This window comes from Paraburkholderia sp. CI2 (assembly GCF_014201055.1).
Taxonomy (GTDB): domain Bacteria; phylum Pseudomonadota; class Gammaproteobacteria; order Burkholderiales; family Burkholderiaceae; genus Paraburkholderia; species Paraburkholderia tuberum.
In genome coordinates, this window is the sequence record NZ_JACHDL010000013.1 from 81,367 (window position 1) to 104,847 (window position 23,481).

Below are 23,481 nucleotides of genomic sequence, written 5' to 3' on the forward strand. Positions count from 1 at the left end.
TTTATCTATAGGCAGGGAGCAGTACATGGCAGTCAGCGTCTTCGATCTCTTCAAAATCGGCATTGGTCCGTCGAGCTCGCACACGGTCGGGCCGATGCGCGCGGCGCTGATGTTCGTCCAGGGACTCGAGCGCGACGGGCTGCTCGCTTCCACCGCATCGGTGAAGGCGGAGCTGTACGGCTCGCTCGGCGCGACCGGCAAGGGACACGGCACCGATCGCGGCGTCATGCTGGGCCTGATGGGCGACGCGCCCGACACCGTCGATCCCGAGACGATCGCGCAACGGCTCGAAGCAGTGCGCACGTCGCGCCAACTCGCGCTGCTCGGCACGCACGAGGTGCCCTTCGTGCAGAAAGAGCACATCGCGTTTTATCGTCAGGCGCTGCCCGAGCATCCGAACGGCCTGAAGCTGTTCGCCTTCGATGCGCAAGGGGCAACGCTGCGCGAGTCGACCTATCTGTCGGTCGGCGGCGGCTTCGTCGTGACGGCCGGCGCGCCGAACACGAAGGTATTGAGCGCCGTCGATCAGCTTCCGCATTCGTTCCGTACCGGCAACGAATTGCTCGCGCTGTGTGCGGCGAGCGGCAAGAGCATCGCGCAGCTGATGTGGGAAAACGAGCGCGTCTGGCACAGCGAGGAAGAGACGCGCGCCGGTCTGCTGAAGATCTGGGACGTGATGCAATCATGCGTCGCGCGCGGATGCGGCATCAACAATCCCGATGCCGATGGTCACTTGCCCGGACCTTTCCAGGTGAAGCGGCGCGCGCCGCAGCTGTATCGCGCGTTGACGGGCAACCCTGAGCGCGCGTTGCAGGATCCGCTGTCGATGGTCGACTGGATCAACCTGTACGCGATCGCCGTCAACGAAGAGAACGCGGCGGGCGGGCGCGTCGTCACCGCGCCGACCAATGGCGCGGCCGGCATCATTCCGGCGGTGCTGCATTACTACACGCGCTTCATGCCGGGCGCGAACGAGCAGGGCGTGATCGACTTCCTGATGACGGCCGCCGCGATCGGCATCCTGTACAAGCTGAATGCGTCGATCTCCGGTGCGGAGGTGGGCTGTCAGGGTGAAGTCGGCGTCGCATGCTCGATGGCCGCAGGCGCGCTGGCCGCCGTGATGGGCGGCACGCCGAAGCAGGTCGAGAACGCCGCGGAAATCGGCATGGAGCACAACCTCGGGCTCACCTGCGATCCGGTCGGCGGCATGGTGCAGATTCCGTGCATCGAGCGCAATGCGATGGCATCGGTGAAGGCGGTCAATGCCGCACGCATGGCGTTGCGCGGTGACGGCAGCCACTACGTGTCGCTCGATTCGGTGATCAAGACGATGCGCGAAACCGGCGCGGACATGAAGACCAAGTACAAGGAAACGTCGCGCGGCGGACTCGCGGTAAATATCGTCGAGTGTTGAGTCGTTGAGCGCGGCATTCAATTGCGTGCGATCGCATCGGAAAAGCGCGGGCCCTGCGGCTCGCGTTTTCATTTGCGCAATCGTGTGGCGCGCACGCCGATCGAACAGTTGCGCTGCGCCATGACAACGCCCACGTGCTCGGCGTAAGCTGTCGAAGCGCCCATCGGCCGCTGTTGCACGTTCCGCCGATGCGGCTCCATCCCAACGCACCCACGCACTGCCAGGAGGCTTCTTCGCAATGTCGCTGCCGAATGCTCCCGCTTCCCATTCCGCTTCCAATTCCGTTATCGCTTCCCATACCGCACGCACGACCGGCGCGCGCCTCGTCGTCGAGGCGTTGCTCACACACGGCGTCGAGCGCGTGTTCTGCGTCCCCGGCGAAAGCTTTCTCGCCGTGCTCGATTCGCTGCACGACGAAACCGGGCGCATCCAGACAGTCGTCTGCCGTCACGAAGCCGCGGCCGCGAACATGGCCGAAGCGCTCGGCAAGTTGACCGGCCGCCCGGGTGTCGCACTCGTCACGCGCGGGCCGGGCGCGACGCATGCGTCGATCGGCGTTCACACTGCGTTTCAGGACTCCACGCCGATGATTCTGCTGATCGGTCAGTGCGCGCGCGAACATCTCGATCGCGAGGCATTTCAGGAGATCGACTACCGGCGCATGTTCGGTCAGATGGCGAAGTGGGTCGCGCAGATCGACGACCCGAAGCGCATCCCCGAATATCTGAGCCATGCGTTTCATACGGCCACCTCTGGGAGGCCCGGGCCGGTCGTGCTGGCGCTGCCCGAAGACGTGCTGAGCGATGCGTGCGACGCGGTACCTGGCGCACCCGCTTATCACCGCGTGGCGGCGTCGCCATCGGCCGCGCAGATCGCGAAGCTGCGCGAGTTGCTCGAAGGCGCGCAACGGCCGATGGTGATCGCCGGCGGCAGCGGCTGGACAGCGGCCGCATGCGCGGACCTGCGGCGTTTCATCGAAAACTGGCAGTTGCCGATTGGCCTCGCGTTCCGCTTCCAGGACACCTTCGACAACGAGCATCCGAACTACGCGGGCGACGTCGGTCTCGGCATCAATCCGGCGCTCGCTCAGCGCATTCGCGACGCGGACTTGCTGCTCGCGCTCGGTCCGCGCCTCGGCGAAGCGACGACCAACGGCTACACGCTGCTCGACATCCCGAAGACGAAGCAGACGCTCGTGCACGTGCATCAGGGCGCGGAAGAACTGGGCCGCGTATATGCGGCCGATCTGCCGATCGTCTCGGGCATGCCTGAGCTTGCGGCCATGCTTGCGGAACTGGAACCGTCGCCGTCCGGCAGGCTCGCCTGGGCGGGTGCCGCTGAGGAAGCGCATCGCGCGTATCTGGATTGGCGCGAGCCGCGCCCAATTCCCGGCGACGTGCAGATGGGCGAAGTGATCCAGCAGTTACGCGCCCACTTGCCCGACGACGCGATCCTCACGAACGGCGCGGGCAATTACGCGACGTGGCTGCATCGGCATTTCTCGTATCGGCACTTCCGTTCTCAGCTCGCGCCGACGAGCGGCGCGATGGGCTACGGCGTGCCGGCGGCGCTCGCGGCGAAGTCGCTGTATCCACAGCGCGCGGTGGTCGCGCTCGCCGGCGACGGCTGCTTCATGATGGCCGCGCAGGAGCTCGCGACAGCGATGCAGTACGACCTGCGCGTGCTGTTCATCGTCGTCAACAACAGCCAATTCGGGACGATCCGCATGCATCAGGAGCGACACTATCCGCATCGCGTGCATGGTACCGGCCTCACGAATCCGGACTTCGCGGCATTCGCGCGATCGTTCGGCGCGCATGGCGAAACCGTTGAACGTACCGGGGATTTTCTGCCGGCGTTGCAACGCGCCATCGAATCGCAGCTGCCGGCCGTGATCGAAATTCGCATGCCGCAGGAAGCGAGCACGCCCGCGGCGACGCTAGAGATGATTCGTGAGCAGGGGAGGAAGATGCGCGGGCAGTGAAAATCGCCCCGTGGCCTGACAGCGTGTCGAATGCGCGGCCCATAAAAAAACCCCGCCGGAGCGGGGTTTTCTATCAACCGTAGTCAGCAAAAAACTTACTTGCCGCCCACGCTTTGCAGCGTCGTCCACTTGCCATCGACGACCTTGTACAGCGTGATACCGCCGTTCTTCAGATCGCCGCGCGCGTCGTACGCGAGGTTGGCCGACGTCACGGCCGGCTTCGACGTCTTGGCGAGCACCGGCAGGTACTTGGCAGGATCGGTCGAGTTCGCGTTCTTCATCGCGGTGAACATCGCCATCGCGCCATCGAACGCGTACGGCGAGTACGTTTGCACGTCTTCGTTGAAGCGCGCCTTGTACTTCTCGACGTATGCCTTGCCGCCCGGCATTTCTTCGAGCGGCAGACCGGCGAGCGAAGCCACCGTGCCGTTCGCCGCATCGCCGGCGAGCTTGATGAAGGTCGGCGTGTGGACCATTTCGCCGCCCATCAGCGGCGCCTTCACGCCGAGCTGCTTCATCTGCTTGACCATCGGTGCGGCTTGCGAATCCGCGCCGCCGTAATAGATCAGATCCGGGTTCGACGACTTCAGCTTGGTCAGGATCGACTTGAAGTCGACGGCCTTGTCGTTCGTGTATTCCCGATCGACGATCGTCGCGCCTGCCGCCTTCGCAGCCTTCTCGAACTGATCCGCAAGACCCTGGCCGTAAGCGGTGCGATCGTCGACGATCGCGATCTTCTTCATGCCGAGGTTCTTCACCGCGAACGTGCCAGCGACCGAGCCTTGCTGCGTGTCGGACGTCATCATGCGGAAGGTGGTCTTGAAGCCCTGCTGCGTGTATTCCGGCGCCGTCGCCATCGCGATCTGCGGAATGCCCGCGTTCGCGTAGATGCGCGAGGCCGGAATCGTCGTGCCCGAGTTGAAGTGGCCCAGCATGCCCTTGATGCCGTCATCCACGAGCTTTTGCGCGACCGTCGTGCCGGTGCGCGGGTCGGCCTGGTCGTCGGCCGAGTCGAGCACGATGCGAACCGGCTTGCCGCCGATCACCGGCTTCGTCGCGTTGAACTCTTCGACCGCGAGCGTGATGCCGTTCTGGAAGTCCTTGCCATAGTGCGCCTGTGCGCCCGTCATCGGACCGGCGAAACCGATCTTCACGTCTTCCGTCGATTGAGCGTTGGCCGTCCCCGCCAGCGACATGGCGGCAACCAGAGCTGCGCCTGCCAGCTGTTTCATTTTGTATTGCATAGCTTCTCCTTGATACCAGGTGTGGATGAAGCGGTGTCGGGGTCGCCGTGCCGCTTCCTTTCTATTGAATAAATCGCCGAGGTTCGCTCAACCGATCGTCATCAAATTCGCATTGCCGCCTGCCGCCGCGGTATTCACGCTGACCGAGCGCTCGGTGAGCAGACGCTCGAGCGCGTAGTCCTCGTCGCCGCTCGCGAGCGCACGGGCCGCGACGCCCTGCACCGACACGATCGGCCCCGCGCGCTTCGCGACCTCCTTCACGAGCGCAAGCAGCTCATCGCTGTCGCCTTCGAACAGCACGGCGTCGAACGGCGCGTCGGCGCTCTTCTTCACGCTCGCGTGGGCCTTCAGCGACGCCGGCAATTGCGAAACCAATTGTTCACCGGCCGCGCCCTCGAACAACGCACGATTTCCCGTAGCCAGCGCCGCCGCGAACTGCACGCGCGCGCCGCTCGCCGTCGACGCGATACACAGCACCGTGCCGCGCGGGCCCAGCGTGTACGTATTGCGCTCGCCGGTCGGCCCCGACAGTACCGCGGTCGCGCCCGCCGGCACATGCGACAGATAGCCGTCGCAACGCGCGGCAAGCTGCGGCTCGCGCTCGGCGATCAGCCAGTCGCGCAACGCGGTCAGCGCGGCCGCCGGATTGTCGCCCTGTTCTGCAGCCTGCGCCGCCTGCGGTACTTCGACCACCAGCGCCTGGGCGAGCGACTTCGGCAAACCAGCCGGACGCGTTGCGAGCAGACGCTGCAGATATAACGCACCGCCGGCCTTCGGCCCCGTACCCGACAGTCCTTCGCCGCCGAACGGCTGCACCCCGACCACCGCGCCGATCACGTTGCGGTTCACGTAGATGTTGCCTACGTGTGCGCGGCTGATCACGTGCGCGATCGTTTCGTCGATGCGCGTGTGGATGCCGAGCGTCAAACCGTAACCCGTCGCGCGAATCTGTTCGAGCAGCTTGTCGAGCTGGCTGCGGCGATAGCGCACCACGTGCAGCACCGGACCGAACACTTCGCGCTTCAGCTCGTCGATGCTGTCGAGCTCGATCAGCGTCGGCGGCACGAAAGTACCCTGCGTCGCGCCCTCCGGCAGCGGCAGTTGCTCGACCTTGCGGCCCTTGTCGCGCATCGCCGCGATGTGGGCGTCGATGCCGCGCTTCGCGTCCAGGTCGATCACCGGGCCGACGTCGGTCGACAGCCGATCCGGGTTGCCGAGCGCGAGCTCGCGCATCGCGCCCGTCAGCATTTCGAGCGTGCGGTCCGCGACATCGTCCTGCAAACAAAGAACGCGCAACGCCGAACACCGTTGACCGGCGGAGTCGAAAGACGACTGCAGCACGTCGGCGACGACCTGCTCGGCGAGCGCCGACGAGTCGACGATCATCGCGTTCTGGCCGCCGGTTTCGGCGATCAGCGGAATCGGCTTGCCATCCGGATCGAGTCGGCCGGACAGCGTCTTGTTGATCAGACGCGCGACTTCGGTCGAGCCGGTAAACATCACCGCACGCGTGCGCGGATCGGCGACCAGCGCGGCTCCGACCGTCTCGCCATTGCCCGGCAGCAGTTGCACCGCGCCCGCCGGCACGCCCGCTTCGCGCAGAATTCGCACCGCTTGAGCTGCGATCAGCGGCGTCTGCTCGGCCGGTTTCGCGAGCACCGTGTTGCCGGCCGCGAGCGCGGCGGCCACCTGGCCCATGAAAATCGCCAGCGGGAAGTTCCACGGGCTGATACAGACCACCGGACCGAGCGGCCGATGCGTGTCGTTCGAAAACTCGTCGCGGATCTGCGTCGAGTAGTAGCGCAGGAAGTCGATCGCTTCGCGGATTTCCGCGACCGCGTTGGCGAGCGATTTGCCCGCTTCGCGCACCACGAGGCCCATCAGCGTGTGCATCTGCGCTTCGAGCAGATCCGCGGCGCGCGCGAGGCAATCCGCGCGCGCCTCGACCGGCGTCGCCTGCCAGATCGGCGCGGCGGCCACCGCATGGCCGAGCGCGGCGCTCACATGCTCCGCCGTCGCTTCGACGACCGTGCCGACGAGATCTCGCTGGTCGGCCGGGTTGCGCACGTCGCGCCCGGCGCCGACCGCGATCTGGTTGTCTTCGAGCATTGGCGCCGCGCGCCACGGATGATGCGCGCTCGCGAGCAGCGCCGACGACAGCGACGCGAGCCGATGCTCATTCGACAGATCGAAGCCCATCGAATTGAGCCGTTGCGCGCCATACAGGTTGCGCGGCAGCGGAATGCGCGCGTGCGGCGCGCCGAGCGGCACGATCCTCGACGCTTCCTCGACCGGATCGGCGACCAGGTCCTTGATCGCGACGGATTCGTCGGCGATGCGGTTCACGAACGACGTGTTCGCGCCGTTCTCGAGCAGCCGGCGCACGAGGTACGCGAGCAGCGTCTCATGCGTACCGACCGGTGCGTACACGCGGCACGGGCGGTTCAGCTTGTCGCGGCCGGTGACTTCTTCGTAGAGCTGCTCGCCCATGCCGTGCAGGCACTGGAACTCGTACTGGCCGGGGTAGTAGTTGTTGCCTGCGAGCTGATAGATCGCCGACAGCGTGTGCGCGTTGTGCGTCGCGAACTGCGGATAGACGGCATCGGGCGCGCCGAGCAGTTTCTTCGCGCAGGCGAGGTACGACACGTCGGTGTAGACCTTGCGCGTGTAGACCGGATAGCCTTCGAGGCCGTCGACCTGCGCGCGCTTGATTTCCGTATCCCAGTACGCGCCCTTCACGAGCCGCACCATGACACGGTGGCGGCTGCGGCGCGCCAGATCGATCAGGTAGTCGATCACGAACGGGCAGCGCTTCTGATACGCCTGCACGACGAAGCCGATGCCGTTCCAGCCTTGCAGCTCCGGATCGAAGCACAGCGCTTCGAGCAGGTCGAGCGAGAGTTCGAGGCGGTCGGCTTCTTCGGCGTCGATATTGAGGCCGATGTCGTAGCGGCGCGCAAGGATCGCGAGCGAACGCACGCGCGGCAGCAGCTCGCTCATCGTGCGTTCCTGCTGCGCGCGCGAGTAGCGCGGATGCAGCGCCGACAGCTTGATCGAGATGCCGGGGCCTTCGTAGATGCCGCGGCCGCCCGCGGCCTTGCCGATCGCGTGGATCGCCTGCTCGTACGACGCGTAGTAGCGCTGCGCGTCGGCCTCGGTGGTGGCCGCTTCGCCGAGCATGTCGTATGAATAGCGGAAACCGCGCGCCTCGTACTTACGGCTGTTCGCGAGCGCTTCGGAAATGTTCTCGCCGGTCACGAACTGCTCGCCCATCAGGCGCATCGCCATGTCGACGCCCTTGCGGATCAGCGGCTCGCCGCCCTTGCCGATCAGGCGCGTGAGCGCCGACGACAGGCTCGTCTCGCTATTGGTCGTCACCAGCTTGCCGGTGATCATCAGACCCCAGGTCGCCGCGTTGACGAACAGCGACGGCGCCTGGCCGACGTGCGATTTCCAATCGCCCTTGCTGATCTTGTCGCGGATCAGCGCGTCGCGGGTCGCGCGGTCGGGAATGCGCAGCAGCGCCTCGGCGAGGCACATCAGCGCGACGCCTTCCTGGCTCGACAGCGAAAATTCGTGGATCAGCCCTTCCACGCCGCCGCCCTTGCTCTTCGCGCGCAGCGTTTCGACGAGCTTGCCGGCCATCGCCTGCACGTCGCCGGCGAGGTTGGCCGGCAGACGCGCCTGGCCGAGCAGGAACGGCACGCACTCGGGTTCAGGGCGGCGATACGCGGCGGTGATCGCCGCGCGCAGCACCGACTGCGGTTGCACGTTCTGCGCAAAATCGAGGAACGGATGGGACGCGCCGTCTTCCTCGTTCTCGACCGCCGCGCCGTCGGCGAGATCGGCCGTGCCGGTTGCGCCTGACAGTTCGGGCGGCAACTGGCCGTGCTCGATCTTTTCGAGGTAGGCGAAAATCGCCTGCTTGATCAACCAGTGCGGGGTGCGCTCGAGGCGGGTGGCGGCATCTTTGAGCCGGGAACGCAGGAGGTCGTCGACCTTGACGCCAAGAGTGGTGCTAGCCATGTTTCCTTCTCTGATACCGGGCGCGAGCCTGGCGAAAGACTAAAAGTTGGGCGAATCGTACGCCTCCAAATAAAAAGGTGCAACCAAATCGGCAGGTTGGTTGCACCCCGTCGGAAGCCTTATGGAACACGGGTTTCCGGGCGGTGACCGACAGTCGAACCGGGGTGTTTTCGATCGGTACTTTCCCTGGCGTGATTCTTTTTGAAATAAGCCTTATCAAACGACTTCGCGCGCCGATATACAGAAGCACGAAGACGGACGGCCCGAAACGTCGGTTTCAGGGCACGCAGAAAACATAAACGGGGTTCTCGAGGGTTGGTGTAATGGAAAAGTGGCTGGTAATACTGGGCATCTGGGCGATGTGCGCGACCTGTGCGGTGTTTTTCATTCGAGGCGCGACAAGGGGCTCGAATCGGCGCGAAGAGGAGCGCAAGCGTGCGAGCGCGGCCTCGCGTGGATCGGCGGGCAATACGCGAAACGCGCTGAACGACTGAGATCAGGAGAGGGCGCGCAACGGCTCATGAAGCCGGATGCGCGCGAGTGTGGGGATTCGCGACTGGCTTGGCGCGGGGATTTGCGCCTGAAGATCGCTTGTTGGATCAGCGCGGCCCGAGCGACGGCGCAACCGGCTCGAACCGCGCACAGACATCGCCGGGCGATACCAACTGGTCATGCAGACCACACAGTCGGCTATCGGCGACGCTCGCGCCGAACCCTGAACTGAACACGGCAAGCCCTGGGATACGCCGCTCGAGCGCATCCCGTTCGCTCACGCGATGCCGGCATGCGGCGCAGCAGGGCGCGTCCGCCGCGCTGCTGCGCTCTACGGCGCCTATGTATGGCGCAGCGCCGGCGCCACGATCCATCGAAATCTTCACGGCGTTATCCGAGGCTGTTCCAGTACGACGCGAACACGTGTGCGGACAGCGCGTAACCGATCGCGATATTGACCACCACGCCCGCTGTGAACGCGAGGAACGGCTTCAGACCGGTCGCGGCAAGCGAGCGGAAGCGCGTCGTCAGACCGATGCTCAGGAAGCAGAAGGTGAACGCCCACGTGCGCAGCACCGTGATCGGCGCGACGAACTCCGGCGTGACGACCTTACGGTAATCGGCGAGTGAATAATGGCTCGCGATCCACGTGACCAACGCCGACGCGATCACGAAGCCGATCACGAACTTCGGGAAACGCGCCCAGATCTCACCGGCATTCGCGCGCGCGGCGACGCCGCTGTCCTGCGCTTCCCAGCGCGTCGTCGCGACGATTGCGAGCACGAACGCCCAGATGCCGATCCAGATGTCGCGGCCGACCACCTTCATCAGCGTGAAGGCCTGCAACGACGCTTCCGGCGCGCCGGCGATCGCGCCGCCCGCGTGGCGCGCGAAATCGCCGTAGGCCTGGGCGGCGGCAATGCCCGCGGCGTCGGCGAATTCGGAGGTGCCGATCCAGGCGCCGGCGACGGCCGTCGGCAGTCCGAGCGAGCGCGACGCGAACGGCAGCACGAAGATCATCACGATCGCCCACAGCACGACCAGCGTGATCGCGACCGACGCCTGCTCGCGTTTTGCCCGTACCGCGCCGGCAATCGCGATCGCTGCCGACACGCCGCACACCGCGCCGCCGACACCGAGCACGGCGGCAAAGCGTCGATCGAGTCCGAATGCTCGCGCGACGAGAAAGATCACGAAGAACGTCACCAATGACACGATGCTCGCCTGGACGACCGCGACCGGACCGGCCCACACGAGCAGCGTGAACGGCAGCGTCGCGCCGAGCAGCACGATACCGACCTTGATGTAAAACTCGACGCGCAGCCCGGCCGCGAGCCACTCCGGCAGCGTGAACAGGTTCGACACGAGCAGCCCGAGCGCGAGCGCGACGAGCGGCGGCTCGAGGTTGTACCTGGACGCGTCGACCCATGCGCCGAGCGTCAGAATCAGCGCGGAAGCGACGAACACGACGATGAAGGCGGCGAGAAACGCGCCGACGCGCTGCCGGAGCAGGGCGACGCTCGCGCCGAACAGCACCGCGAATGTCGCGAATAGCGCGAGGTAGTTGGGTAGATGCTTGCCGATGTCCTGCGCGGCCTGCGCGACGCTCGACCATTTGGCCGGCGCAACCGCGAGCCACTTGATGCTGCTGCCCGACGCGAACAGCGCCCACGCGATCACGATCACGAGCAGGCCGACGCCCGCGGCGAGCCAGTCTTCGGTCAGCGAAAAGCCGCTGCCTCGTGCGGTTTGGGCGTCTTGTGTACCTTGCCGCTGACCCGGCGCGGCGCCCTCCGGCACGGTGTGATGGGTGTCGCTCATTGCACATGCCCCGCGAAAGTTGAGTGGCATCGGCGCGAAGTTATTGTCGTTTAGCCCCAAAATGCGCCGATTTGGCGACTATAGGCGAGCGGGATCGCAAAGCGAAACGATCATTCGCTCTATGGATATGACTCAAAGAAGTATGGCGGGCGTCATCTGGCCCGTGGCGTCAGATGTCGAGCGGATCGACTTCGAGGTTCCAGCGCAGCACGCCCTTGAGCGCGCGCAACAGTGGCTGCCACGCGCGCAGCGTAGCCTGCAGCGCCGCGCGCGATGCGCTTTCGATCAGCAGCTGCGCGCGATGCACGTGCATCACCTTGACGATCGTGAGCGGCACTGCGTCGTAGACGGTGACGCGCCCGGCGGCAGGAATCCGCGCAAGTTCGGCGGCGGCCTGCTGCAGAAACGCGAGCGCCGCTTCGAGCGTGCGGCCTTCGGCGCGCAACAGCGCCTGGTAGACGAACGGCGGCAGGTGCGCGTCGCGTCGCTCGGCGAGCGTCGCATTGGCGAAGCCGACGTAGTCATGACGGCACAGCGCGTGATACAGCGCGTGACGCGGATAGCGCGTCTGCACCAGCACTTCGCCCGGCAGACCGGCGCGGCCCGCGCGGCCGCTCACCTGCATCAGCTGCGCGAACAGGCGCTCGCTCGCGCGGAAATCATGCGAAAACAGCGCGGTATCGGCGTTCAGCACGCCAACCAGTGACACGCGCTGGAAATCGTGTCCCTTCGCGATCATCTGCGTGCCGACCAGAATATCGACCTCGCCCGCGTGCACGTCCGAGAACAACGCCTGCGCGCTGCCCTTGCGGCGCGTGCTGTCGGCGTCGATACGCAGCACACGGGCGCCCGGCACCGCGCTCGCAAGCGTTTCCTCGACGCGCTGCGTGCCGCGCCCGAGCGGTGCGATATCGACGTTGCCACACTCCGGGCACGAACGCGGGATACGAGACTCCCAGCCGCAGTGATGGCAGCGCAGCGCGCGCTCGGGCTTGTGCAGCACGACGTAGGCGCTGCAGCGCGGACAACCGGCCACCCAGCCGCACGCGTCGCAGGCGAGTTGCGGCGCGTAGCCACGGCGGTTGAGGAACACGAGGCTCTGCTCGCCGCGTTCGAGCCGCGCCTTTATCGCGGCGATCAACGGGCCCGACAAACCTTCGATCGATGCCCGCCCGCGCCGGCGCTCGTCTTCGAGATCGATGAGACGCACGCTCGGCAGTGCGGCCTCGGCGACGGCGCGGCGCGACAGCGTGAGCCGCTCGTAGCGGCCCTGATCTGCCTGCCACCAGCTCTCGAGCGACGGCGTCGCCGAGCCAAGCACGACCGGCACGCCGAGTTGCTTCGCCCGATAGATCGCGAGATCGCGCGCCGAATAGCGCAAGCCTTCCTGCTGCTTGTAGGCCGGATCGTGCTCCTCGTCGACGACGATGATCGCCAGCCGCGGCAGCGACGCGAGCACCGCGAGCCGCGTGCCGAGCACAATGCGCGCGCGGCCGGTGTGCGCGGCGAACCAGTTGCGGGCGCGCTCGCCTTCGGCGAGGCCGCTATGCAGCGTGACGATCGCGCTGGCGTCGAGCGCGGCGAAGCGGGCGCGGAACGCCGCCTCGAACTGCGGCGTCAGGTTGATTTCCGGTACCAGCACGAGCGCTTGCGCATCGGGCTTGCCGGCCAGAATCGCGGCGAGCGCGCGCAGATACACCTCGGTCTTGCCGCTGCCCGTCACCCCGTGCAGCAGGAACGGCGCGAAGCCGTGGGCGTCGCGGATCGCTTCGACGGCACTCGCCTGTTCGTCGGTGAGGGTTGGCAGGGTAGGCGCGGGCATGTTCGGCAGCGACGCGGCGGCGGGCACCGTGGCGGCGTCGATCACATCGAGCGTGACCCAGCCTGCCGTCTGCCATGTGTCGAGTGTCGCCAGCGCCTTCGGATGCAGCGCGCGGGCGTCGGCAGCGAGGAGGAAGTCGGCTCGAGCGAGCGCTTGCGCGAGCGCTCGGAGCGCGGTCGCGCGGGCCGGCAAGGCGTCAGGCAATACCGTGCGGCCCTCGGCCGTCAACCGATAGCGCTCTTCCGGGGCGAACAGCCGCGACCAGCGCGACGCGTCGCGCAGCGCCTGCGGCAGCCCCGGCAGCGCCACTTCGCCGAGACCGCGCTGATAGTAGTCCGCGGCGAATGCGGCGAGCGCGAGCCAATGTGTCGACACCGGCGGACACGCCGTGCAGACCTGGTCCACATCACGCAGGCGCTCGGCCGGCACGTCGCTGTGAGCGGTCACTTCGCAAACGAGCCCCACCACGTGCCGCTTGCCAAACGGAACGCTGACGAGCGTGCCTACGACAGCCGCCCCGGAGATGTCGCAGCGGTAGTCGAACAGGGTCGGCAGCGGATGGTCGAGCGCGACGCGGACGAACATTTCGTTCACTCGGCGTGGCGCTGAGGATGAGCCGGCACGAGGCCAACTCGCGGCGCGGGGTGGGTCGCATGGGACGCGAAGCCGTCGAAGTTAAAGTAAAACCTTAATTTCACCGCTAAGTTTTGGATTCGACTGAACAATTGCGCTCGGCTCGCGGCCCTGTGGATAACTTTGTTGAGAACTTCGCTTCGATGGGCCGCAAACGGCGCCGCGACGGCCTTGTGTGGGATTCCGCACATTTCGTCACGCGCCCCGCAAACCCTTGCCCGACAAGGCTCAGATCAAATGCGCCGAGTATGTGCAAGGGTCGGGGCACGATTAAAGTCTCTACCGCGGCGCAGCGTGCGAAGTGTGCATAAGTCGGCTCTTGACTTTCGTAAGACCACCATCTGGCGGCCTATTCGCGGAGCTGCGGTCCTTAGGCCGAGAGCCCAATTCGCTGCGATGCAACAAGAAACGGTAATGATTACACACTCACGCGGGCGTATGTGCGCCACTACGAATAGCGCGGCTGTGACGATGCACTTCGTCGACCAGTTCAGCAACATGCTCTGGCGGCGTGAACTGTGAAATGCCGTGACCCAGATTGAAAACGTGGCCGGGATGGTTGCCGAAACTGTCGAGCACCGCGCGCGCTTCCATGCGGATCGCGGCAGGCGGCGCAAACAGCACCGACGGATCGATGTTGCCCTGAAGCGCCACCTTGCCACCGACACGTTCGCGCGCCTTGCCGAGGTTCACTGTCCAGTCGAGGCCCACCGCGTCGACGCCGCTCGCGGCGATGTCGTCGAGCCACAAGCCGCCCCCCTTCGTGAACGCGATGACGGGCACTTTTTCGCCGTCGTGTTCGCGCTTCAGCTGGCTGACCACCTGCTCGATGTAGCGCAGCGAAAAGCGCTGATAGATGCCATCGGCGAGCGCTCCGCCCCATGTGTCGAAAATCATCACCGCTTGCGCGCCAGCTTCGATCTGCGCGTTCAGATAGGCCGCGACCGAGCGCGCGTTGACCTCGAGAATCCGCTGCAGCAGATCGGGACGCGCGTACAGCATCGATTTGACGGTGCGAAAGTCCGCCGAGCCGCCGCCTTCCACCATGTAGCACGCGAGCGTCCACGGGCTGCCTGAGAAGCCGATCAGAGGCACGCGCTGGCGGCCTTGCGCGTCCTTCAGCGCCGAGCGAATTTCACGCACGGCGTCGGTCACGTAGCGCAGTGTCGCGTCGATGTCGGGCACCGCCAGGCGCGCGACGTCGTCTTCGGTGCGCACCGGACGGGCAAATCTCGGCCCTTCGCCGTTGACGAACTCGAGACCGAGGCCCATCGCGTCGGGCACGGTCAGGATGTCGGAGAACAGGATGGCGGCGTCGAGCGGATAGCGATCGAGGGGCTGCAAGGTGACTTCCGTCGCGAAAGCCGGGTTCTTCGCGAGACCGAGGAAACTGCCCGCGCGGCCGCGCGTGGCGTTGTATTCCGGCAGATAGCGGCCTGCCTGCCGCATCAGCCAGATCGGCGTGTAGTCGGTGGGCTGGCGCAGCAGCGCGCGCAGAAAAGTGTCGTTCAGGAGTTGATGGGCCACGTTGCGTGCGACTGAAGAGCTGAGGGCAAAGGAGCATTTTACCGGAGGCGGCTCCGGACATCGCGCGTCGCGGGGTAATGAATGTTGCGGCGGCGCGTCGTGGGAAGCGGGCGGAAAGCAGCTCGGACGCACCTCGATCAACTACCGCGCGCCACTGCCCGCACGGGTCAGGGTCGATGTCTTCCGCTGCCCGGGCCGCCCTGGCTGAACGGCCGATGTTCAAGCCCGCGCTGCCAAGCTACTATCCGACAGCTTTACCGATGAATTGCACACTACACACCACCAGGAGACTCGATGAAGAAGGCAGCACTCGCAATGCTCGGCGCGCTCGCCGGCGTCCTGATGCACGTCGGCGTAGCCAGCGCGCAAAACGCCGCGCCCGCGCCGTCCAGGCTCGACGACATCATCAGCCGCGGCACGCTGCGCGCTTGCACTACCGGCGACTACAAGCCGTATTCGTTCTACAGGGGCGATGGCCAGTTCGAGGGCATCGATATCGACATGGCTGAATCGCTCGCGAAGTCGCTCGGCGTGAAGGTCGAGTTCGTCAAGACGTCGTGGTCGAACCTGATGAACGACTTCGTCGCAAAGTGCGACATCGGCATTGGCGGTGTGTCGCCGACGCTCGAGCGCCAGAAGCATGCGTTCTTCACACAGGCTTACATGATCGACGGCAAAACGCCGATCGTCCGTTGCGATGACGTCAACAAATATCAGACGGTCGCGCAGATCGATCAACCGTCCACACGTGTGATCGTCAATCCGGGGGGCACCAACGAGAAGTTCGCGAAGCAATACTTCACGCACGCAAACGTGACCGTTTATCCGGACAACGTGACGATCTTCAAGCAGATCCTCGCGGGCAAGGCGGACGTGATGGTGACGGATGCGTCGGAAACGCTGCTGCAGCAGAAACTCAATCCCGGCCTCTGCTCGGTGCATCCGGACAAGCCGTTCCAGTACGGCGAGAAGGCCTGGTTGCTACCGCGCGGGGATGTCGCGTTCCAGCAATACGTCGATCAGTGGCTGCATCTCGCTCGAGCGACCGGCGAGTATCAGGCTATCTCGGACAAGTGGTTGAAGTAAGCCGACCGTGTCCGTTGGAGGGCGTCAGCTGCTGACTGATTGCGAGGGCGGCCTGCGCGCGCCTGGAAATTTGGGCGCCGGCGATGATGTAACGAAGGGCGACGTCGTCGGGTCGTATAACTGTCCGGGTCAGGTCCAAGGTGCAGCGATGCGCCCCTTTCCAATACGCTGCACAAGCGGATTCGCTTTGCTGCATTGCATCACAGGTTTTTCATCGAATTGCGATGTATTTCGGGGCAGGGTCACAGCGCTGGTTCCGCAGGAAATTCGTCGCTCGAACGCTGCAGACGCAACCATTTCACGCTGATGAGTGACCCAATTTCTGCTGCACCAGGCGTCATGAATGGCATCAATCATGCGTATTAAATTGCGGCGTAGTCATCGGTAATAACTACGTTTTAAAGGTTTCATTTTGGCAATAAATCCCGCAGCGCCTTATCTGGCGGGCGTTACAACCTGAAACACTTTGTTACCGCGTTCCTAGGGTAATTCGCCCACAATGCCCTCAACGGTTTCAACACGGATGTGGCTGTGTGCGTGGTGTGAGCGGATACGATGCACTTGCCGGTCGGCGCTTGCCGAAGCCCTGTAAAGGGGCATCCCTGCTGGGGCCGTCATCGACGCAGGGGCGTCGTGATAACCGTCCCATCTTTGGTCTCCTCGCGCTAACCCCGTAGCGTGTGGTTTTTAGCGGGCTCCAGGCCCGCTTTTTTTTCGCCTGCTCAAACGTTTGCGCGCGACGAATCCTCGCCGCCCAATTCCCGTTCTACCGTACCTATTTGGCATATTTGGCTGCGCAGCGTGCTGCGGCGGCGTCATGCCGTCTTGTCCTCTCTGAGTTTCAACTCGCCGATCATCCGTTCGCGCATCACGAATTTTTGCACCTTGCCGGTCACGGTCATCGGCAGTTCATCGACGAAGCGGATATATCGCGGCACCTTGTAATGCGCAATCTGTCCCTGGCAGAACTGCTGGATTTCTTCTGCCGTCGCCTGTTCGCCGGTCCGCAGCACGATCCACGCGCATACTTCTTCGCCATACCTGGTATCGGGCACGCCGAACACCTGCACGCTCTGGATCTTCGGGTGACGGAACAGAAACTCCTCGATCTCGCGCGGATAGATGTTTTCGCCGCCGCGAATCAGCATGTCCTTCAGCCGGCCTACGATGTTGCAGTAGCCTTCGGCGTCGAGCGTCGCCAGGTCGCCCGTGTGCATCCAGCCGTCGACGATACTCTCGTGCGTCTTCGCGTCGTCCCCCCAGTAACCGAGCATCACCGAGTAGCCGCGCGTGCATAGCTCGCCCGTTTCGCCGACCGGCACGATATTGCCGAGCGGATCGACGATTTTCACTTCGAGATGCGGCTGGATGCGCCCGACTGTCGTCGTACGCTTGTCGAGCGGATCGGTCGTCGAGCTCTGGAACGAGACTGGGCTGGTTTCCGTCATGCCGTAGGCGATCGTGATCTCGCTCAGGTGCATCTTCGAGACGACCTTCTTCATCGTCTCGATCGGGCACGGCGAGCCCGCCATGATGCCGGTGCGCAGCCGCGAGAAGTCGTACGAGGGGAAGGTCGGATGGTCGAGTTCTGCGATGAACATCGTCGGGACGCCGTGCAGCGCGGTGCATTTTTCCTCCGCGGTCGCGGTGAGTGTCGCGGCCGGATCGAAGCCCTCGCCCGGAAACACCATGTTCGCCCCGACCGACACGCACGCTAGCACCGCCAGCACCATCCCGAAGCAGTGGTACAGCGGCACTGGAATGCACAGGCCGTCCTGCTCGCTGAGCCGCATCGCCATCGCGATATAGCGCGCGTTGTTCACGACGTTGCGATGCGTCAGCGTCGCGCCCTTCGGATTGCCCGTCGTGCCGCTCGTGAACTGGATGTTGATCGGCTCCCGGCACGACAGCGTCGCGCCGATCGCATCGAGCCGAGTGGCGTCGAACGACGCACGGCCACGCTCGATCACGTCGGAAAAGCTCAGCATGCCTGGCGTCTCCGTGTCGCACATGCGGATCACGTAGCGCAGTTCCGGCAGCCGCGCGGCATGCAGTTCACCCGGCGGCTGCGTCGCCAATTCGGGCGCGAGTTCCTGCAGCATCTCGAGGTACATCGACGTCTTGAAGCGCTCGGCGGTGATGATCGTCTTGCAACCGGCCTTGTTCAGCGCGTATTCGAGCTCCGCGAGCCGGTAGGCAGGATTGATGTTGACGAGGATCGCGCCGATACGCGCGGTCGCGAACTGCGTCAGCAGCCACTCGACGCGGTTCGGCGACCAGATGCCGACGCGATCGCCCTTCGCGATGCCGAGTGCAAGCAGCCCGGACGCAAGCACATCCACTTCCTGCGCGAATTCGCTCCACGTCCAGCGGATGCGCTGCTCCCGAAACACCACGGCCGGCCGGTCGGGAAAGCGCGCCGCGGTGTCGCGCAGAAGCTCGCCGACGGTCGCTTCGCTCAACGGATTTTCAGTCGACCCGCGCACATACGACAGTCCATCCGCGGGTTCGATGAGCGCACCTTCTCCCGAGCTATGCGTTGCCATGGTGTTGTCTCCGTGAGCGCAAGCGCGCTCGATTGAAATGAATTTGAAATCGATTGTGCACCGGCGCGTATCCGGCCGGCATCAAGTCTTACCCGCACCACGTCGCATCGAGCGCGGCGAGCGGCGACCGTCCGCTTCTCCAATCTCGTGGATTTTGCCGACCTTTACGTAAACGTCAACTAGCTATCAAAAAAAAGCAGCCGCGCAGGCTGCTTTCTTCTACTACGTGCTGCTTTAGTGCTGGCCGCGCAGCTTGCGCAAACGCTGGATTGCCGCGAGTTGCGCCGTCGCGTACGCGAGTTCCGCCTGTGCGGTCGCGTACTCGAGGTTCGAGCCCGTGTTCTGCAGCGCCTCTTCCGCACGCTTGCGTGCGTCTTCGGCCTTGGCTTCGTCGAGATCCTTGCCGCGGATCGCGGTGTCGGCGAGAACCGTCACTGCACCCGGTTGGACTTCGAGGATGCCGCCGGCGACGAACACAAACTCTTCTTCGCCGTTTTCAACTTCGATGCGCACCGCACCCGGACGGATCCGCGTGATGAGCGGCGTGTGGCCCGGCAGAATGCCGAGTTCACCCGCTTCGCCTGGCAGCGCGACGAACTTCGCCTGGCCCGAGAAGATTTCCTCTTCCGCGCTGACGACGTCTACTTTAATGGTTGCCATATGTGTCGACTCCTGTCGACGAGAGTTAGCGCTTGAGTGCTGACTCCCGTCCCATGCAAGGCGGGTTGAGCGTAATCAGAGACGCTGGCTTTGCGCAACACTACCGTTTTGGCAGCCGTGATGCGCGAGGTCGGCACCCGCTTCGTTACACCCGACCTTTACTGGATCTTCTTGGCTTTTTCGAAGGCTTCGTCGATCGTGCCGACCATGTAGAACGCTTGCTCCGGCAGGTGGTCGCACTCGCCTTCGACGATCATCTTGAAGCCACGGATCGTTTCCTTCAGCGGCACGTACTTGCCCGGCGAACCCGTGAACACTTCAGCGACGTGGAACGGCTGCGACAGGAAACGCTGAATCTTGCGAGCGCGCGCGACGGAAAGCTTGTCTTCCGGCGCGAGTTCGTCCATGCCCAGAATCGCGATAATGTCGCGCAGTTCCTTGTAGCGCTGCAGCGTTTGCTGCACGCCGCGCGTGATCGAGTAGTGCTCTTCGCCGATCACGTGCGGGTCGATCTGACGCGAGGTCGAATCGAGCGGGTCCACCGCGGGGTAGATACCGAGCGAAGCGATGTCACGCGACAGCACGACGGTTGCGTCGAGGTGGCCGAAGGTCGTAGCCGGCGACGGGTCGGTCAAGTCGTCTGCAGGGACGTACACGGCCTGCACCGATGTGATCGAGCCAGTCTTGGTCGACGTAATACGCTCCTGCAACTTACCCATTTCTTCAGCCAGCGTCGGCTGATAGCCCACTGCCGACGGCATACGGCCGAGCAGTGCCGACACTTCGGTACCGGCCAGCGTAAAACGGTAGATGTTGTCGACGAAGAACAGCACGTCGAGGCCTTCGTCACGGAAGTGCTCGGCCATCGTCAGGCCGGTCAGCGCGACGCGCAGACGGTTGCCCGGCGGCTCGTTCATCTGGCCGTACACCAGCGCGACCTTGTCGAGAACGTTCGAGTCCTTCATTTCATGATAGAAGTCGTTCCCTTCGCGGGTACGCTCGCCCACACCGGCGAACACGGAGTAACCGCCGTGTTCCTTCGCGATGTTGTTGATCAGTTCCATCATGTTCACGGTCTTGCCCACGCCGGCGCCACCGAACAGACCCACCTTACCGCCCTTCGCGAACGGGCAGATCAGGTCGATAACCTTGATGCCGGTTTCGAGCAGCTCGGTCGACGGCGACAGTTGGTCGAACGCCGGAGCCTTCTGGTGGATCGCACGCGTGGTTTCGCTCGAGATCGGGCCGGCTTCGTCGATCGGACGGCCAAGCACGTCCATGATACGGCCGAGGGTCGGCTTGCCGACCGGCACGCTGATCGGGTTGCCCGTGTTCTTGACGATCGTGCCGCGGCGCAGACCATCCGAAGCACCCAGACAGATGGTACGGACCACGCCGTCGCCCAGCTGCTGCTGGACTTCGAGCGTCAGTTCCGAACCTTCCAGAATGAGCGCGTCGTAGATCTTCGGCATGGTTTCACGCGGAAATTCCACGTCGATCACCGCGCCGATGCACTGTACGATCTTGCCTTCTACCAAAGCAGTAGTACTCATCGCTTTTCCTTTAGATACTCAATTCTTCACTCGCGCAAAGGCGCAGTTTCTCCGATGGGTGCGCCGCTCGGGCGCACACGCAACGACCTGCCTGACCGGGGTCAGACGGCCGCCGCTCCACCGACGATTTCCGACAGTTCTTTCGTGATCGCGGCCTGACGGCTCTTGTTGTAGACGAGCTGCAGATCGTTGATGACCGTCTTCGCGTTGTCCGAAGCGGCTTTCATCGCGACCATGCGGGCCGACTGCTCCGATGCCATGTTTTCCGCGACGGCCTGATAGACCAGCGCTTCGACATAACGCACCAGCAGTTCGTCCACCACTGCCTGCGCATCCGGCTCGTAGATGTAGTCCCACTGCGTGCTCGGCGTCGTACCGTCTTCTTCCGTGCGCTCGAACTGGTCCGCCGACAATGGCAGCAGTTGCTCGATCACCGGCTCCTGCTTCATCGTGTTGACGAAGCGCGTGTACGCGAGGTACACCGCCGAAATCTTCCCTTCCGAGTACAGGTCGAGCTGCACCTTCACAGCGCCGATCAGTTTTTCCAGATGCGGCGTATCGCCCAGTTGCACGACGTTCGACACGACTTTCGCCTGCAGTCGGTTCAGGAAGCCCAGGCCCTTGCTGCCGATCGCGGTTGCCTCGATCGTCTTGCCCTGGCCTTCCAGTTCCTTGAACTTCTGCAGCGACGCACGCAGCACGTTGGTGTTCATCCCCCCGCACAGACCTTTATCAGTCGTGACGAGGATGATGCCGGCCGCCTTCGCGCCTTCGTTCGACACCATGAACGGGTGACGATACTCCGGGTTCGCACGGCTCATGTGCGCGGCGATATCGCGGACCTTGTCGGCATACGGGCGAGCAGCGCGCATGCGCTCCTGAGCGCGGCGCATCTTGGAGGCGGCCACCATCTCCATCGCTTTCGTGATCTTGCGCGTGTTTTGCACGCTCTTGATCTTGCCGCGAATTTCCTTCATTCCAGCCATTGCTTGCTCCTTTGTCGGCCCGAGTTAGCGCTTTAGCGCTTACTCGGGTCCCATGCAATGCGGCCGAAGTAGCGCGGGAGCATTCGCATGCGGCCCGCGCCGCTTCAAGGTCCGTTTATGCCTTGCGGATCACTCGCGGATCAATAAGCGCCGGACTTCTTGAAGTCTTTGACGGCCGTGTGCAGCAGGCCTTCGTCGTCCTTCGAGAGTTCCTTGGTATCTTCGATACGCTTGACCAGGTCAGCATGGCTCGACTTCAGGTGGTCGCGCAAGCCCTTTTCGAACGGCAGGACTTGAGCAACTTCGAGGTCGTCGAGATAGCCGTTGTTCGCCGCGAACAGCGACACAGCCAGTTCCCACACTTGCAGCGGCTGATACTGCGGCTGCTTCAGCAGTTCCGTCACGCGGCGGCCGCGCTCGAGCTGCTTGCGGGTCGCTTCGTCGAGGTCCGATGCGAACTGCGCGAACGCAGCGAGTTCGCGGTACTGCGCCAGGTCGGTACGGATACCGCCCGACAGCTTCTTCACGACCTTCGTTTGAGCCGCGCCACCCACACGCGACACCGACACGCCAGCGTTAATTGCCGGGCGGATACCTGCGTTGAAGAGGTCGGTTTCAAGGAAGATCTGGCCGTCGGTAATCGAGATCACGTTCGTCGGAACGAATGCGGTCACGTCGCCTGCCTGCGTTTCGATGACCGGCAGTGCCGTCAGCGAACCGCTCCTGCCCTTCACTTCACCATTGGTGAACTTCTCGACGTACTCTTCCGACACGCGAGCAGCACGCTCGAGCAGACGCGAGTGCAGATAGAACACGTCACCCGGGTAAGCTTCACGGCCCGGCGGGCGGCGCAGCAGCAGCGAGATCTGACGGTATGCCCAAGCCTGCTTGGTCAAGTCGTCATAAACGATCAGCGCGTCCTGGCCGCGATCGCGGAAGTATTCGCCCATCGTGCAGCCGGCGTACGGCGCGAGGTATTGCATCGCGGCCGATTCCGAAGCGGAAGCGGCCACGACGATCGTGTACTCCAGCGCGCCAGTTTCTTCCAGCTTGCGCAACACGTTCATGATCGACGAAGCCTTCTGGCCGATCGCGACGTAGATACAGACGAGATTCTTGCCCTTCTGGTTGATGATCGCGTCGACTGCGACTGCGGTCTTGCCGCACTGACGGTCGCCGATGATCAGCTCACGCTGGCCACGGCCGATCGGCACCATCGCGTCGATCGACTTCAGACCGGTCTGGACCGGTTCCGAAACCGACTTACGCCAGATCACGCCCGGAGCAATCTTTTCGATTGCATCGGTCTTCTTCGCGTTGATCGGGCCTTTGCCGTCGATCGGGTTGCCGAGTGTGTCGACCACGCGGCCGAGCAGTTCCGGACCCACCGGCACTTCCAGAATGCGGCCCGTCGTCTTGACGACGTCGCCTTCCGAAATGTGTTCGTATTCACCCAGAATCACGGCGCCGACCGAGTCGCGCTCGAGGTTCAGTGCGAGACCGAAGGTGTTGCCCGGGAATTCGAGCATTTCGCCCTGCATCACTTCCGACAGGCCGTGGATACGCACGATACCGTCGGTCACGGAGATCACGGTGCCCTGGTTGCGAACGTCTGCGCTCGCGTCAAGGCCCTGGATCCGGCTCTTGATCAGCTCGCTGATCTCAGAGGGATTGAGTTGCATTATTC

The 23,481-nt window shown here is 64.1% G+C and carries 13 protein-coding genes; 3 read left to right on the forward strand and 10 right to left on the reverse strand.

Going from position 1 to position 23,481, the window contains the following annotated elements:
• Window positions 1-25: 25 nt before the first annotated feature.
• Together HDG32_RS19095 and HDG32_RS19100 are read left to right on the forward strand one after the other, a co-directional pair.
• Window positions 26-1,414, forward strand: coding sequence for an L-serine ammonia-lyase (locus HDG32_RS19095; protein ID WP_090802417.1), 1,389 nt, complete (start codon window positions 26-28; stop codon window positions 1,412-1,414).
• Between the two features lie 238 nt (window positions 1,415-1,652).
• The gene (locus HDG32_RS19100; RefSeq protein WP_184069835.1) at window positions 1,653-3,398 is read left to right on the forward strand and encodes a thiamine pyrophosphate-binding protein; all 1,746 of its coding nucleotides are present in this window, start codon (window positions 1,653-1,655) and stop codon (window positions 3,396-3,398) included.
• A gap of 95 nt (window positions 3,399-3,493) precedes the next feature.
• Here the strand turns inward: HDG32_RS19100 and HDG32_RS19105 are convergent, their stop codons facing one another.
• The 5 genes from HDG32_RS19105 to hemE form a co-directional block, all read right to left on the reverse strand.
• Complete coding sequence (locus HDG32_RS19105; RefSeq protein WP_184069837.1) at window positions 3,494-4,642, reverse strand: branched-chain amino acid ABC transporter substrate-binding protein; 1,149 nt, start codon at window positions 4,640-4,642, stop codon at window positions 3,494-3,496.
• An 87-nt stretch (window positions 4,643-4,729) separates the two neighbouring features.
• Window positions 4,730-8,668 carry a trifunctional transcriptional regulator/proline dehydrogenase/L-glutamate gamma-semialdehyde dehydrogenase gene (gene putA, locus HDG32_RS19110; RefSeq protein WP_184069839.1) on the reverse strand — a complete coding sequence of 1,313 codons (3,939 nt, stop codon included), beginning with the start codon at window positions 8,666-8,668 and terminating at the stop codon, window positions 4,730-4,732.
• Window positions 8,669-9,550: 882 nt separating this feature from the next.
• Window positions 9,551-10,981, reverse strand: a complete 1,431-nt coding sequence (locus tag HDG32_RS19115; protein WP_184069841.1) for a YeiH family protein — start codon at window positions 10,979-10,981, stop codon at window positions 9,551-9,553.
• A 169-nt stretch (window positions 10,982-11,150) separates the two neighbouring features.
• Window positions 11,151-13,388: a primosomal protein N' gene (locus HDG32_RS19120; protein ID WP_184069843.1), complete on the reverse strand. Its 2,238-nt coding sequence runs from the start codon at window positions 13,386-13,388 to the stop codon at window positions 11,151-11,153.
• Between the two features lie 474 nt (window positions 13,389-13,862).
• Complete coding sequence (gene hemE / locus HDG32_RS19125; RefSeq protein ID WP_184051714.1) at window positions 13,863-14,963, reverse strand: uroporphyrinogen decarboxylase; 1,101 nt, start codon at window positions 14,961-14,963, stop codon at window positions 13,863-13,865.
• Between the two features lie 294 nt (window positions 14,964-15,257).
• Here hemE and HDG32_RS19130 point away from each other — a divergent pair, with 294 nt between their 5' ends.
• Window positions 15,258-16,049 (forward strand): transporter substrate-binding domain-containing protein, encoded by a 792-nt coding sequence (locus HDG32_RS19130; protein ID WP_184051712.1) that lies wholly within the window; start codon window positions 15,258-15,260, stop codon window positions 16,047-16,049.
• A gap of 815 nt (window positions 16,050-16,864) precedes the next feature.
• Here HDG32_RS19130 and HDG32_RS19135 read toward each other — a convergent pair.
• The 5 genes from HDG32_RS19135 to atpA form a co-directional block, all read right to left on the reverse strand.
• Window positions 16,865-18,595 (reverse strand): AMP-binding protein, encoded by a 1,731-nt coding sequence (locus HDG32_RS19135; RefSeq protein ID WP_184069845.1) that lies wholly within the window; start codon window positions 18,593-18,595, stop codon window positions 16,865-16,867.
• A 234-nt stretch (window positions 18,596-18,829) separates the two neighbouring features.
• On the reverse strand, window positions 18,830-19,255 hold the full coding sequence (locus HDG32_RS19140) for a F0F1 ATP synthase subunit epsilon (RefSeq protein WP_008917918.1): 426 nt from the start codon (window positions 19,253-19,255) through the stop codon (window positions 18,830-18,832).
• A 158-nt stretch (window positions 19,256-19,413) separates the two neighbouring features.
• Complete coding sequence (gene atpD / locus HDG32_RS19145; RefSeq protein ID WP_184036913.1) at window positions 19,414-20,808, reverse strand: F0F1 ATP synthase subunit beta; 1,395 nt, start codon at window positions 20,806-20,808, stop codon at window positions 19,414-19,416.
• Between the two features lie 101 nt (window positions 20,809-20,909).
• Window positions 20,910-21,794 (reverse strand): F0F1 ATP synthase subunit gamma, encoded by an 885-nt coding sequence (gene atpG, locus HDG32_RS19150; RefSeq protein WP_184069847.1) that lies wholly within the window; start codon window positions 21,792-21,794, stop codon window positions 20,910-20,912.
• 140 nt (window positions 21,795-21,934) lie between these two features.
• Entirely contained in the window at window positions 21,935-23,476 is a 1,542-nt protein-coding gene (gene atpA, locus HDG32_RS19155) for a F0F1 ATP synthase subunit alpha (RefSeq protein ID WP_184069849.1), read from the reverse strand.
• Window positions 23,477-23,481 lie beyond the last annotated feature (5 nt).